Source organism: Psychromonas sp. (assembly GCF_047632995.1).
Taxonomy (GTDB): Bacteria; Pseudomonadota; Gammaproteobacteria; order Enterobacterales; family Psychromonadaceae; genus Psychromonas.
Genome location: NZ_JBLIEK010000019.1, coordinates 1 through 13756 on the forward strand (window position 1 = coordinate 1; position 13756 = coordinate 13756).

Consider the following 13756-nt stretch of genomic DNA (forward strand, 5'->3'; position numbering starts at 1 on the left):
CATTGGCAATAAATAATCCAGAAAAAAGCTCGGGTGATACGTGAAAGTGTTCTATATAAGCAAAGGGAGCATTGGCAATAAAAGTCATCATCACCGCATAACCAAATCCCTGTGCAATGAGGTAACCCAGCGCGCGACGTTCTTTTAATACTGAGAGAAAGCCGCCTGACGGTTTGACTTTTTTAGCTCTTTTGGTGTCGGGCATTATCCTAAAAGCGGCAATAGCGACAATCACCGCTACCAGACTGAGCATAATAAAAATCCAATGCCAACTTAATGTGTGCAGTATAACGGTTCCGATTGTTGGCGCGATTGCAGGCGCAATCATCATTATTAACGCAATAAGAGAAAACAGCCGAGCAGCTTCCTTACCTATTGCATTATCACGTATGATTGCAGGTACATTGACGACAGCAATTCCCCCTCCAATAGACTGTACAATACGCCAGATCCATAACATTTCTATTGATTGCACGTTGGCAAGCAGCACACTACCGATCGCGAAAACCAATAACCCAAGAATGGTACTTGGCCTACGACCCCATCTATCAGATAACGGGCCTCCAAGCAGTTGACCCATCGCTAAACCGAGAATATAAATGCTGACGGTAACCGCGACCAGTGATGTTTGTGTATTTAGATCATCAGCTATCACAGGAATAGCAGACAAATAGCTATCAATTGCAAACGGTGACATGGCAAAAATAGATGCCAGTAAAAGCAGCAATGACATTGAAATATTGTTTTTCATAAGAATCTCTTTTTTATCTTTCTAGGAAGATAATATCTAGCCGTTGCCTTTCTGGCAAGACATATCTATCTACTTAGCTCTTTTGCTCTATTTATTTAGCACGGGCGGTTTAACAATGGTGCTTAATCGGATTACAAACGGGGAGTAATAAAACGTTTTGATAATGCGAATGATAAACACAGTAAATTAGTTAAATTAACAAAACTCGCTAAGGTTTTGAGTTATAAAATTTTTCAGGAACTTTATCTAAGCAAGCAAAAATGTTTGCTTGCTGGAATCTTTTTGTGCAGATATAAGTGGGTAAATTCTCTGTATTTTCATTAATCTCCGCGTCGGTGTTTGCTGTTTTAGAAGGGCTCGCCACAAATCAGGCTGGCTCGGGCAAGATTGAGCGCTTATCGTCTTCAGTATTGAGTAAGCGGGAATAAACGCCGTTGATCGCTATCAGCTCCTGGTGGTTGCCCTGTTCCACAATCTTGCCCTGATTGAGCACCAAGATTTGATCTGAGTGGCGAATGGTACTCAGGCGGTGAGCAATTGCGATAACGGTTTTTTCCTCAAACAAGCGCCCGATCGCCTTTTGGATTAGATTTTCGGTTATGGAATCCACTGAACTGGTGGCCTCATCTAACATCATTACCTGTCCGCCTTGAGCCACGACCCGAGCAAAAGAGATCAGCTGAGCTTGGCCGGCCGACAAATTACTGCCGCTTTTTTTTAGCTCAAATTGATACTGATCCGGTAGCTCCAAAATAAAGTCGTGGGCATAAACGTATTCCGCGGCGTCGATCACTGCGTCGTCATTGATTTCGGGGGCGCCAAGGGAAATATTAAATTGGATATTCTTCTCAAATAGAAACACGTCCTGCTGCATCAGAGAAAACAGGTGCGACATTGAGTCTTTGGGAATGCTAGACAGCTCAATGCCGTTGAGAAGAATACTGCCTTCGTAGTCCATATAGGTTTTACTCATGATGCGAATGATGGTCGACTTGCCTGAGCCGGTCGTGCCCACCAAAGCCAACTGCTCGCCTTTGTTGAGTCTAAAGGACACGTTATCCAAAACGTAGGGGCCAGTGCCGCCATAACGGAAACGTACATTTTTGAATTCCAGAGACTCGAAATTAGCCAGCTTGTCCTTCAGCGTGTCTGCCGGCAACAGCGTTCGCCCTTGTTCTTCGAGGGCTTCCTCAAAAAGTTCTTCAATGTGCTCAAAGGCCGCAAAAGAACGCTGGATGGCCGCGATCTGCGAAGTGAAATCCCGCAGAGGCACAAACACTTTTTCCAAGGTATTGATAAAGGCGATCAAGACACCCAGGCTGATAACACCGGCGAGCACCTTACCGGAGCCATACCAAATAATCAGTCCGATGGTGATACTGGTGATGCCGGTTATAATCGAAAACAGGGTGGCATCGTATTTATTGGTTTTTAATTGCGCCCGCAGAAAATTTTCTGTGTAACCGTGATACTTGGACTCCACCTCTTCTTCGGCGCCATAGAGTTGCACGGTTTTTACCCCCAACAAACACTCTTGCAAAAAGCCGGTGCCTTTGGCCAAAGACGAACGGGTTATGCTATACATTTCACGCAGGCGATTGCGGACATACTGGGTTAGCAGCAACACGGGAGGAAACACCAGCAAGACCAACAAGGCCAATTGCCAGTTGATGAAAAACATAAAGATCAGCACCGCCAAGGTGTTAATGGAGTCTTTTACCAAGTTCAGCACGCCCAGCACAAAGGATTCACCGATCGCTTCAAGATCGCTGGTCAATCGCGACAAAGTGATACCCGTAGGCGTTTTATCAAAATAGGTTCTGGGCAGTTTCAAAATGCGACCAAACAAGGCCATGCGCATATCGAAAACAGCCTTCTGCCCGGTCTTGCGTAAGCAGTAGGTGTAGATGGCATCGGCAATATAATTGACAATTAATACCACCAGCATGCTCGCAATCAGGAACATCAGTCCGGCGTATTTACCGGGCGTGAGGTGCTCATCAATTACTTGAATAACCAGCCAGGGAAATAATATGTTGGCGAGTACGGATATCGGCATCATCAGCAAACCAATCACAGCGGTGTTTTTGTAGCGCGAAGCGTAATGATAGAAATGTTTGAGGTAGGCGAGATCCGGTGATTTAATCATACGCTGGCCTCCGTCTCATGCTGCTGTAATTGCCAGGTCTTTCGGTAATAATCCGACGACTCAAGTAGTTGGGCGTGCGTGCCGCGGGCGATAATTTCACCCTGTTCCAATACCAGGATCTTATCCATGTATTCCAGCGCGCTGACTCGGTGAGAAACGACCAATAAACTCTGCCCCTCAATGCGATTAAATACCGCTTTTAGAATGGTTCGCTCGGTTTCATAATCAACAGCCGACAACACATTATCCATAATGATAAGGTCGCTGGGTGTCAGCAAAGCCCGGGCAATACTCAAACGCTGCTTTTGTCCACCCGATAGCATAATACCTTTTTCACCTACCAGGGTTTGGTCACCAGCGCCAAAACGCTGCACATCTTCGCTCAACTGGCTGAGTTCGAGCACCTGCTCCACGTTGAGTTCATCAGCGGCTTGGTCTTGTTGTTTGGCGCCAAACTTAATATTCTCAGCAATCGTATCGGAAAACAGAAAAGGGTCTTGAGTAATGGTCCGGACATAGCTGCGCCAATCCTGACGCGAGACTTGAGTAATATCTTTGTCACCCCAAAAAATTTGCCCGACTTCAAGGGACAAGTGATGATTCAAACAATTCACCAGCGTACTTTTACCCGCACCAATGCTACCCAAAACGCCGACTTTCTCGCCCGGTTCAATGGAAAAATTGAGGTTTTTAAGCACCACCGAGTCCTTATCTGTGGAGCTTGGGTAGCGGTAAGAAAGGTTTTGTACTAAGAGTCTTGATCCGCGCAGAGAGGATTGCTGGTCGTCGTCCATTCTCAACAGATCCGTACTGGGCACCGCGTTATTGAGAATATTCTGCACACTATCAATACTGATCATACCCATTTGATAAACCGTGACAATTCGGCCCAAGTGCATTAGCGGTATAGCCAAAAGTACGGAGTAGGACAAAAAGGCAGTAATTTCACCAATCGACAGTTTTTCCTGTAAAAGATAGTAACCGCCCAGTCCCAAAATCAGCACTTTCATGAAATGGTTGGCGTAATCCAGAATAGGCATAAAGATGGTTTGGATTTTGGCTATTTTCATGGTGCATTCAAAGAGACGGCGATTGACCTCATTGAGTTCGCTCGTCACCCACTCACCCATCTGTTGATTTTTAATCAAGTCAATCCCCCCCAGGTAGTTCATCAACTGTTCGGACAAATCCTGCAAGCGTATCAATCGTTCTGCCTGTAAGGCGCGCAATTTTCTAAAACCAATGCGGAAAATAATGGAGGCAATAATGATCGGGACCACCGAGTACAGGGTTAATTGTGGAGAAATTTTCCACATCCAAATCGGCGTAAGAGACAGTGCAAATAAAATATTAAACAGCTGTAAAAACCCAATACCATAAAACAGGCGAATACCATTGAGGTCATTATTGATAATGGATATAAGTTTGCCGGATGCAAATTGTTCGTGAAAGGTTGAAGGAAGACGGTTCAAACGATGAAAAATATCATTTTTCAAGGTCGCTTCCGTAATTCTCCCCGGGTTTAACGCATACACCCGGGACAGAATACGGATCACCACCATCACGACCGACAGCGCAATCACCCACTGCACGTTTTCAATGAGTCCCGCTTTTGAAGCCCGTGTTGACTCGTTGAGTAGATCAACGGCAAGCTGGATGTAGCGCGGAATTTCCACTTGCAGGTAATTAACGAAAAAAATACAGACAATCGCAAACAAATAAGAAAATTTGTTTAGCAGGAAATAGTGCAGTATAAATTTAGATTTAGTCATTGAACGAAGAGCCTTTATTACAGATCGATGGATGCTGTGCAAGGCAGGCGTCGATAATCAGCTGTCTTGGATCTCCTTCTTCACTCAATTGCTCAAGCAACCATGCAGGCAGGCGAATAGGTTGAGTTTTCACGCCGGGCTTGCGACCGCAACCATTGCGTTTCCCACCGTGAACACAGCAAGTTTGATTGGACTTATGGGGCATTTTGACTCGCTTCGAGAAGGGATATAAGTAGAATGAAGTTGATAAGCGTACGCTTATCAAGTGGTTTTTACTAGCCCATATTTTTTTTCTGTATTGAAACTAATGGTAATAGGGTCAAGCCTTTCATTTTTCGTCAGTCTAGCATTGTGCAATGTTAGTTTTCAGTTTGTAAGAGTATGATGTTTTTTAACAGATAATTTTAAGACAGATAAGGTACTTTTATCCTGCCTTTTGCTTAAAAGATGCTCAAACTTATCGCACTAATAGGATGTTTAATTAATCGTGAATCTCACATTACTTTTATTTTTTTTTATTATTACCTGTGGTGGTTTTATTAAGGGGTTAACTGGTTTTGGTATTGCCTTAGTAACCATTCCTTTTTTATCTTTAATTATTGGCGTTAAGGTTGCGGTTCCTTTAATTGCTATTTTCAGTGCGCCATTAGCACTGCCTATTATATGGCAATTACGTGAACATATAGATTGGTCTACAGCTGGTATTCTTTTTATCGGTTCACTGCCCGGGTGTTATTTTGGGGCAAGTTTATTGACTTATCTTCCCGAGACAACACTGCTATTGATCTTAGGGTGTATCTTAGTTGTATCAAGCATCTATTCTTTAAGTTCAAAATCAACTTTATTTAGTAAAGAAAATCTGCCAAGTAGCTTGTTAGCTGGCTTTTTTTCGGGTGCTTGCGGTGCTAGCGTAGGCGCATCGGGGCCGCCGGTAATTGCTTATACTTCTATGCTGCCTTGGTCTGCACATAAGATTAAAGGGACGTTATCTTGTTTGTTTTTAGTACAACTTTTCCCAACTGCTTTTATTTTTTGGCACAAAGGGTTATTAACTGAAGATGTTTTTAATTATGGTATAAAAGCTATTCCAGCATTGGTTATAGGCACTTTTCTCGGAATGTGGGGCTATCATTTACTGTTCAAATACAATATTAATTTTCACCGTATAGTCCATACCATATTGTTAGTTATTGGATTTAAGATGATTTATTCAGGTATCTAATAGGTTCAGAAAATGGGAACAGCAGCAAGTTTACTTTGCTTAATTGATTATATGGAAATCGAGTACGCAAGGTTACACAGCTTTCTTTGCATAAATTTTAAAACTGATGAACATATTTAAATGAATATAAAAGAGTATCAGCAATTAAAAAAATGGTTCTTAAAATATACGGATAGTTTTTTATCTGACCTTAATGCAGATAGAGAAAATATTTTGTTAAAAAAAGAACATACACTACGTGTCTGCAGCAATATGGCTTTAATTTGTGCTGACCTTTCTGAAAATGATCAGATTATCGGGTTAACAACCGCGCTTTTGCATGATGTTGGCCGATTCGAACAACTTAAAAGGTACGGTACTTTTTCAGACTTTAAATCAGAAGATCACGCCGCGTTAGGTGTGCGTATTATAAAAGAACTGAATATTCTTAACCCTTTAGATCCCATAGAAAGCCAGTTGATAATAACAGCAGTAGAAAACCATAATAAAGCTGTGATCACAGACGGCCTTACTGATAGAACGTTGCAAATCTGTAAACTGCTACGGGATGCGGATAAACTCGATATTTGGAAAGTGGTGCTCGGTTATTATCAGCAGGGATTGGAAAAAGACAACCCGACTGTTGTGCATAATTTACCTGCGGGTAAAGATCTTTCGTTTCCTGTTTATGAGGCACTTAAACAACAGCATATTATTTCTTACAGTATGATTGAAACCATTGTTGATATTAAAGTCGTTCAGATGGGTTGGGTTTTTGATATTAATACGGATAAAGCCTTGTCATTAACTGCTGAACGGGGCTATTTAGAGGCTATCTATAAAACTTTACCGCAGACTGAACGTATTAATCATCTCTACCAGATGATGAAAAAATATCTCTCAGAGAATGCTCATCCAGCGGTAAATTAACTCTTGATACTATGGTCTGTTCCCCGTTGAGTAAGATTATAAGCAATTAGCCTTAAGTGCAGATTTATTTCGCTTATTGATCTGCTTTCAATAAAGCAAGGGTGCGGTTAGGCATAGCCCGCTTTGCTTTGAATAGTAATAATGTAGATAGCCGCAGCGGTTGTTTGTAAGTTTTCGCTTGTGACGGTTGATTTAACTTTCATTGTTGGTATTAAGCCCTTGACGGCGTGTAGACGATGAGAAACCGAAACGCAGTTTCGCAGTTCGAGGGAGTCATGCTCTCTCAACAGCAAGAGAAATAAGGTAAAGAGAGTTTTGTTCGTGACACTATGCTATCGCATAACTCACAGTGCCGTCCGAGACGTTTTTTATTCTTGTGCTGCCCAACCACTTCTTAACGCACCACCTCAGTACGTCCCTGCTTTCCTACTAAGCTGAAAATAATGTTACAACACAACATCAAGGTGTCGATAAAATTTGCACTTGTCTCGGTGGGCAGATTGTTAGGAATATATAAGACATTGAAAATAAAGGTAATATAAAAGTTGGCGTGAAATATGCTTTTTATTTTTTATTAAACATTTATGGGGAATAAAATGAAAAAATTAGTTTATGTATTCGTATTGAGTCTATTGGCTTCAAGTGCAAATGCAACAATAATGTGGGACTGGTCATTTGGTTCAAATTCAGGGCAATTCACTACCGATGGAACATCTAGTGGAGGAACGGCAACCGCTGATACTTACTCGATTACTGACTTTAGTGTTACTAACAGTGGTGATAGTGCAACTATTGGTAGTTGGTCAGGAGGTGAGTATGCTGCTTCTGGTTATTCGACAACGGCCCCATATTCGCTTGCTTGGGATGGTTTAAGTGTCAGTAATTGGTTGTCAGCTGGGAGTAATAATTTCGATTGGCTTGTTTTTAATGACTTATCTACTTCAAATGATTTCTTTTTTGGTTGGGAAACTGGAAACATTAATACAATAAATCAAGCTGTTTATTACCCTGCTAGTAATCAAAGTTCATTTGTATCGATTGATGTTGCTAGCGATGTGTCAGTTCCAGAACCAACTTCTATTGCTTTACTTGGGCTCGCTTTAGTCGGAATTGGCTTTTCAAGAAAAAAGCAAAATGCTTAATCAATTGGTTGTCCTTATCTAAACGTCCCGATATATTGACAATGTCGAGCGGTTAAAGAGAAAGAACAACCACTTTTAGTTTTAAATTAATTCAATACACTACAAATTAAAACTAAGTGGCTACGATAATTTCCGTTTACGTTTTGCTTGCTGTTGAGAAAAAGTAACACGCCGTCAAGGGCGGAATACCAACAATGAAGGCTAAACCATCAGCCACAAGCGAAAGCATATAGCAAACCAATTCGGCTACATGCTCTCGCTAGGATTTTGCGCAAGAATCATCGTTCTACTTACCCGCATGACGAATATGCCGATTCGATGCCTTATCGGGAATCCTTTTTGGCACGGGGCGCCGCTCTGCAATGAGATGCTTTATCGCTAAAATCGGATGGCTTAATAACATACGCGGGCCGGCATAGCGCATAATCACTTTTGCTTGCGCTCGCTGCTCTTTTTTATAACAGTGAATAGGACATCTGTTGCAGGTCGGTTTGTTTTGACCGTAAGGACAACGATCTAATTTTTCATTCGCATAGCTTATAAATTCCCTGCATTGAGTACAAGGAACCGACTCTCCTGAGGCGTGATGGTGGGCGCGACAGTAAATATTAACCATTGCCTGGATCGTTTTAAATTCGCTGCCAAGTTGCTCTGCTAAAAAATGTAGCTTAGGCATAATCAATTTACTCTTATTAATTATTGTTAATTGACGTAGAATAACCTCTGTTAGCCTTTAATTATATGCCATAAGAGTGAACTGTTTTGATTTCATCTTTTTTTTCCCCCTCGGGTGCACTCAGCCAAAAACTGCCTCACTTTATAGCGCGAGATGCGCAAGTTGAGATGGCAGACGCGGTTGTAAATGCGATCAAAAGCAAACAAAAATTAGTGGTAGAAGCGGAAACGGGAACGGGTAAAACCTTTGCTTATCTAGCCCCCGCATTGTTGTCTTTTGATAAACAAGCATCGTCCAAGATAATTATTTCCACAGGCAGTAAAGCACTGCAGGAACAACTTTTTTTAAAAGATCTCCCGTTACTTGTTGAAGCGACTAATTTCACCGGCACTGTGACGCTGCTCAAAGGACGCAGCAACTACCTCTGTAATGAACGCTTAAATCGCTTTATGTTAGAAAGTCGACATAAAGAGAAGGCGCTGCAAATCGAACTGGTGAAAATTAAAAACTGGTCCTTGTCGACAAAAACAGGGGATATTGCAGAGATAGACAACTTAGCGGAAGATGCCTTTATTATCCCCGCTATTACCAGCAATAATGACAACTGTCTTGGCCGTGACTGCCCCAGTTTTGACGACTGTTTTATTGTTAAAGCGCGCAAAAAAGCGATGCAGTCTGACTTGGTTGTGATCAATCATCACCTGTTTTTTGCAGATTTAGCGGTGAAAGAAACCGGGTTTGGTGAACTGATGCCGGAAGCGGGCGTTTATATTTTTGACGAAGCCCATCAACTGCCCGATATTGCCAGTTTGTATTTTGGTGAATCACTTTCCAGCCGGCAAATTCTTGAACTGGCCAAAGAGATTGATTTTGTTTATCGCACTGAAATGCGTGAAGCCAAACAGATGTCCAAAGCGGCGGAGCAATTGCGTATGACTGTGCTGGATTTTCGTTTGGCGTTTGCCACCGACAAAGAGACGGGCAGTTGGCGTGATAAGTTGCGCGAACCTGCTATGAAACACCATGCGCAGCGTTTATTGCAGGTTATGAATTTTTTAAATGAGGTGATCTGTGATCTGTTAGGTAAAAGTGAAGTATTAGATCATTGTTTTGAACGTTTAAACCAATTTACCTTACTGTTTAAAAAATTAAATAGCGTCAATGAAAGTGGATTTAGTTATTGGTTTGATTGCAGCAAACAGCATTTTTCATTAAATATTACCCCATTGAGTGTTGCGCAACGTTTTCAGTTAGAGTGTCAGAAAAAGGAAGCCGCTTGGATTTTTACGTCAGCAACCCTGTCGGTAAAAGGGCGGTTTGACCATTTTACCGAGTTATTAGGTTTGCAGGACAGCCAATGTCTACAATTAAGCAGCCCCTTTGACTACGCCAAGCAGACCCTCTTTGTAGTCCCAAGATTACTGCCGGAGCCGGGCACTCCGGGACTTGCTGAAAAATTAGTGGAACTATTAGCGCCGGTTATCCGCGCCAGCAAAGGGCGCTGTTTCTTTTTGTGTACCAGCCACTCCATGATGAATCAGTTGGCGGCCGGCTTCCGGCAAACGCTGACCCTGCCGGTATTACAGCAGGGGGAAAAGAGCAAACAAGCGTTACTTGATGAATTTGTTAGCCATGGCAATGCACTGCTGGTGGCAACGGGCAGTTTCTGGGAAGGGGTTGATGTGCGCGGGCAGGTTTTATCCTGCGTTATTATTGATAAAATTCCCTTCACGTCACCCGATGAGCCGTTATTAAAAGCGCGCATAGAAGATGCGCAGTTAAAAGGCAAAGATCCCTTTATGCAGGTCCAGTTACCCCAAGCCGTTATTACCTTTAAACAGGGCGTCGGGCGTTTGATTCGCGCCGAGCAGGATAGGGGCGTATTGATTGTTTGCGACAATCGTTTGGTCACGCGTAAATATGGAAATTTATTTCTGAATAGTTTACCGTGCATGCCGCGAACCCGATCGCTTGAAAACGCGATAGAATTTTTAAAAACGATCGATTAAACGGATCGTGTGTGGTTATTCCTTGTCAGCGGCAAGATTATAAGATAAAACCATTGATTAATGAAAATTGATCAACCGTTTTAAAATAAATAGGTCAAATATGTCTAAGCAGTTAAATGTGTTATGTGTGGATACTTCAACTGAAGCGTGCTCAGTTGCGGTGCTTTGTAGAACAGATAAAGAACACCTTATTAGTGAGCAGTTTATGTTGGCACCCCGTGAACATACCAGCAAAATCCTGCCAACTGTTGAGCAAGTGCTGCAGCAATCTGGTTTGACACTGGCTGATATTGACGTGGTTGCTTATGGACGTGGACCGGGCAGTTTTACCGGTGTTAGAATTGGCATTAGTATTGCACAAGGTTTAGCATACGGTATAGAAAAAGAGATGGTCGGTGTTTCAACATTGCAGGCGATGGCGCAACAGGCTTATAAAACTCAGCAGGTTACGGATGTCTACGCGGCTATTGATGCGCGCATGGGTGAGGTTTATTTTGCCCATTACCAGCTGAAAAACAGTTTAATGACACTGCTGAATGAAGAAGTGGTGATTAAACCTGCCGATTTATTGGCGCTTGAGTTAGATGTAGTACAAAATGCGGTGTTAGTTGGCTCTGGTTGGGCTGTTTATCCTGAGTTAATGGAATACTTTAAGGATGCCCGCAAGCTTGATATTGAGTTTCCAAATGCCCGATATATGTTAGATTATGTGGTGAGTTGCGTCAAAAATTCATTAACTGTTTTACCTGAATTAGCAACCCCGGTTTACTTACGTGATAAAATAACATGGAAAAAATTACCTGGAAGAGAGTAATTCATTGTATTTAGTGGTTGGGATTATTTATGGCAATAAACAATAATACAACGTTTTTAACCAAACCGATTAATACTGGCAAAGCGGCGATTGTAAAAAAACCGTCACAAGCCAGTGTTAGTGATGTTGCGCCTGTTACAAAAAAAGCCAAACCCGCTGTTTTTTCAATGGTACTCTCTGAAAAACAGAAAGATTCAATCGATCAGTCGATCGGTTATGATCAACCCTCACCTAAGCAAAGGGGCGCACTCGATGCGTATCAGCAAGTGGCTGGACAAGAGCATCGCGATGCGATAATAAATAGCATGAGTTTTCATTTCGTTGTTTAATTCCCTCTTCTCTTTTTATCAGCCATAGGCCTATACTATGCTCCGTTTTCTATTTGCTATCAGCTTATTCATCAGTACGTTATCTGCATGCAGCCAATCGTATAAACTCAATCTAACAACACAACAAACAGAAGCATTAGGTTTACTTATTTGGAAAAATGAGGGCCAGCAGAAATCACAACACTTAACCACATGGAACCGCGGTGAAAATTTCCCGTCGCTTGGTTTAGGCCATTTTATTTGGTATCCCAATAAGGGGAAAGGGCCTTTTAAAGAGCAATTTCCTGAGTTGTTAAACTATTTTAAAAATAATGGGGTGCAACCACCCCCTTGGCTTTTTGCAACACCTCTTGCGCCGTGGAAATCGCGCGAGCAGTTTTATAGTGAGTTTAACGGTGAAAAGCTCACTGGGTTGCGCTCGTTTTTAAGTGAGCATCTCGATTTGCAGGTTAAATTCATTGTATTGCGTCTCGAGGCGGCCATTCCAAGGATCATTGCGGATTGTAATACTCAACAAAAAAAACGTATAAAAGCGAATCTAGCCCAATTGACCTCAACAACTGCGGGACTTTTTACGCTGCTTGATTATATAAACTTCAAAGGTGATGGTGTATCGAAAAAAGAGCGCTATCAGGGAGAGGGATGGGGGCTTAAACAGGTGTTATTAACTATGCCGAAAGAATATGAAAATCCCCTACGTGCTTTTGGTTTATCTGCTGATGAAGTGCTAACAAGACGGGTTAAAAATTCGCCCAGAGATGAATTTCGTTGGTTAAAAGGCTGGCGTGCTCGCATTCATGCTTACCAAGCTATTATTGCTTACTAAGCGAAGCCTCTATTATTTCTTTTTTACTAGTACAGCTTTAGCCGATAAACGGTACAATAGCGCTAATTTATTTACCACCTTATTTTTCAGCTTACTTTTCACTTTACTTTAAAGGCCTTTGTTATGTTTTATCGTATTATGCGCAGTTTTTTATTTATGTTAAACCCTGAAAAAGCACATGATTTATCATTAAAGCAGCTTAAATTAACCTATGGGACTGTTTTGGACCTTTTTTACCGCCAGAAAGTGCAGCAACGGCCAGTGCAAGTGATGGGGTTAACCTTTCCTAATTCATTGGGACTTGCTGCAGGGCTTGATAAAGATGGTGAATGTATCGATGCTTTTGGCGCAATGGGCTTTGGCCACATTGAAGTCGGCACGGTAACACCCGTTGCGCAACCGGGAAATCCATCACCGCGATTGTTTCGTGTCTTAGAATCTGAAGGTATTATTAATCGCATGGGTTTTAATAATCAGGGGGTTGATAACCTGATTGCTAATATAAAAGAGAGTCAATTTAAAGGCGTGATTGGCATTAATATAGGTAAAAACTTCTCCACGCCAGTTGAACAGGGAAAAGATGATTACCTGCTGTGCCTCAATAAAGTGTATCAATATGCAGGTTACATTGCGGTGAATATTTCCTCCCCGAACACACCTGGATTGCGTTCATTACAATATGGTGCGGCGCTTGATGAACTTTTAGATGTGCTAAAAACACGTCAAGCGGAGCTACAAGAAAAGCATAATAAGTATGTTCCTATTGCATTAAAAGTTGCACCGGATTTAAGTGATGCAGAAATTGAAGCAATTGCATCCTCGTTACTTAAATATAAAATTGATGGTTTAATCGCAACCAATACAACACTGGATCGTGAGATAATCAAAGGCATGTCCCATGCAGGCGAAGAGGGCGGATTAAGCGGCCGGCCATTGCAAAGTAAAAGTACACGGGTGGTTGCAAAATTTGCCGCGCAGCTGCAAGGGCAAATCCCGATTATCGGCGTTGGCGGCATTGATGGCGTGATCGCTGCGAAAGAAAAAATAGAGGCGGGTGCAAGCTTAGTACAAATTTACTCGGGCTTTATCTATCACGGCCCGCAACTGGTTAAGAAAATTATCAATAATATTTAATAGACAGTTGACCAGAAGATAAA

Annotated in this window: 12 protein-coding genes; 8 read left to right on the forward strand and 4 right to left on the reverse strand. The window is 42.1% G+C overall.

Annotated features, from left to right (window positions below; genetic code table 11):
- The 3 genes from ACJAT7_RS05265 to ACJAT7_RS05275 all read right to left on the reverse strand — a co-directional run.
- On the reverse strand, positions 1 to 751 hold a 751-nt coding region (locus ACJAT7_RS05265), incomplete at its 3' end, for a Bcr/CflA family efflux MFS transporter (RefSeq protein WP_415225755.1).
- Positions 752 to 1118: 367 nt separating this feature from the next.
- Positions 1119 to 2900: an ABC transporter ATP-binding protein gene (locus tag ACJAT7_RS05270; RefSeq protein WP_415225756.1), complete on the reverse strand. Its 1782-nt coding sequence runs from the start codon at positions 2898 to 2900 to the stop codon at positions 1119 to 1121.
- Positions 2897 to 4672: an ABC transporter ATP-binding protein gene (locus tag ACJAT7_RS05275; RefSeq protein ID WP_415225757.1), complete on the reverse strand. Its 1776-nt coding sequence runs from the start codon at positions 4670 to 4672 to the stop codon at positions 2897 to 2899. Before ACJAT7_RS05275 ends, ACJAT7_RS05270 begins: the two co-directional genes overlap by 4 nt.
- A gap of 487 nt (positions 4673 to 5159) precedes the next feature.
- Between ACJAT7_RS05275 and ACJAT7_RS05280 the strand changes: the two genes are divergently transcribed.
- The 3 genes from ACJAT7_RS05280 to ACJAT7_RS05290 all read left to right on the forward strand — a co-directional run bounded on the left by ACJAT7_RS05280 (position 5160) and on the right by ACJAT7_RS05290 (position 7945).
- Positions 5160 to 5894: a sulfite exporter TauE/SafE family protein gene (locus ACJAT7_RS05280; protein WP_415225758.1), complete on the forward strand. Its 735-nt coding sequence runs from the start codon at positions 5160 to 5162 to the stop codon at positions 5892 to 5894.
- Between the two features lie 120 nt (positions 5895 to 6014).
- Positions 6015 to 6803: an HD domain-containing protein gene (locus ACJAT7_RS05285; RefSeq protein WP_415225759.1), complete on the forward strand. Its 789-nt coding sequence runs from the start codon at positions 6015 to 6017 to the stop codon at positions 6801 to 6803.
- A 596-nt stretch (positions 6804 to 7399) separates the two neighbouring features.
- Positions 7400 to 7945 (forward strand): PEP-CTERM sorting domain-containing protein, encoded by a 546-nt coding sequence (locus tag ACJAT7_RS05290; protein WP_415225760.1) that lies wholly within the window; start codon positions 7400 to 7402, stop codon positions 7943 to 7945.
- Between the two features lie 286 nt (positions 7946 to 8231).
- Here ACJAT7_RS05290 and ACJAT7_RS05295 read toward each other — a convergent pair whose 3' ends face one another.
- Positions 8232 to 8621, reverse strand: coding sequence for a nitrous oxide-stimulated promoter family protein (locus ACJAT7_RS05295; protein WP_415225761.1), 390 nt, complete (start codon positions 8619 to 8621; stop codon positions 8232 to 8234).
- Between the two features lie 86 nt (positions 8622 to 8707).
- Between ACJAT7_RS05295 and ACJAT7_RS05300 the strand changes: the two genes are divergently transcribed.
- The 5 genes from ACJAT7_RS05300 to pyrD all read left to right on the forward strand — a co-directional run bounded on the left by ACJAT7_RS05300 (position 8708) and on the right by pyrD (position 13733).
- Positions 8708 to 10630 (forward strand): ATP-dependent DNA helicase, encoded by a 1923-nt coding sequence (locus ACJAT7_RS05300; protein ID WP_415225762.1) that lies wholly within the window; start codon positions 8708 to 8710, stop codon positions 10628 to 10630.
- Between the two features lie 100 nt (positions 10631 to 10730).
- The gene (gene tsaB / locus ACJAT7_RS05305; RefSeq protein WP_415225763.1) at positions 10731 to 11444 is read left to right on the forward strand and encodes a tRNA (adenosine(37)-N6)-threonylcarbamoyltransferase complex dimerization subunit type 1 TsaB; all 714 of its coding nucleotides are present in this window, start codon (positions 10731 to 10733) and stop codon (positions 11442 to 11444) included.
- A 29-nt stretch (positions 11445 to 11473) separates the two neighbouring features.
- Positions 11474 to 11773, forward strand: a complete 300-nt coding sequence (locus ACJAT7_RS05310) for a hypothetical protein (RefSeq protein WP_415225764.1) — start codon at positions 11474 to 11476, stop codon at positions 11771 to 11773.
- Between the two features lie 37 nt (positions 11774 to 11810).
- Entirely contained in the window at positions 11811 to 12599 is a 789-nt protein-coding gene (locus ACJAT7_RS05315) for a hypothetical protein (RefSeq protein ID WP_415225765.1), read from the forward strand.
- A gap of 123 nt (positions 12600 to 12722) precedes the next feature.
- Entirely contained in the window at positions 12723 to 13733 is a 1011-nt protein-coding gene (gene pyrD / locus ACJAT7_RS05320) for a quinone-dependent dihydroorotate dehydrogenase (RefSeq protein WP_415225766.1), read from the forward strand.
- Positions 13734 to 13756 lie beyond the last annotated feature (23 nt).

Excerpts from the sequence above, each read along its gene's own strand:
- ACJAT7_RS05295 (WP_415225761.1), bottom strand. The coding sequence starts at position 8,621 with ATGCCTAAGCTACATTTTTTAGCAGAGCAACTTGGCAGCGAATTTAAA.
- pyrD (WP_415225766.1), top strand. The coding sequence starts at position 12,723 with ATGTTTTATCGTATTATGCGCAGTTTTTTATTTATGTTAAACCCTGAA.
- ACJAT7_RS05270 (WP_415225756.1), bottom strand. The coding sequence starts at position 2,900 with ATGATTAAATCACCGGATCTCGCCTACCTCAAACATTTCTATCATTAC.
- ACJAT7_RS05290 (WP_415225760.1), top strand. The coding sequence starts at position 7,400 with ATGAAAAAATTAGTTTATGTATTCGTATTGAGTCTATTGGCTTCAAGT.
- ACJAT7_RS05310 (WP_415225764.1), top strand. The coding sequence starts at position 11,474 with ATGGCAATAAACAATAATACAACGTTTTTAACCAAACCGATTAATACT.
- ACJAT7_RS05275 (WP_415225757.1), bottom strand. The coding sequence starts at position 4,672 with ATGACTAAATCTAAATTTATACTGCACTATTTCCTGCTAAACAAATTT.
- tsaB (WP_415225763.1), top strand. The coding sequence starts at position 10,731 with ATGTCTAAGCAGTTAAATGTGTTATGTGTGGATACTTCAACTGAAGCG.
- ACJAT7_RS05285 (WP_415225759.1), top strand. The coding sequence starts at position 6,015 with ATGAATATAAAAGAGTATCAGCAATTAAAAAAATGGTTCTTAAAATAT.
- ACJAT7_RS05315 (WP_415225765.1), top strand. The coding sequence starts at position 11,811 with ATGCTCCGTTTTCTATTTGCTATCAGCTTATTCATCAGTACGTTATCT.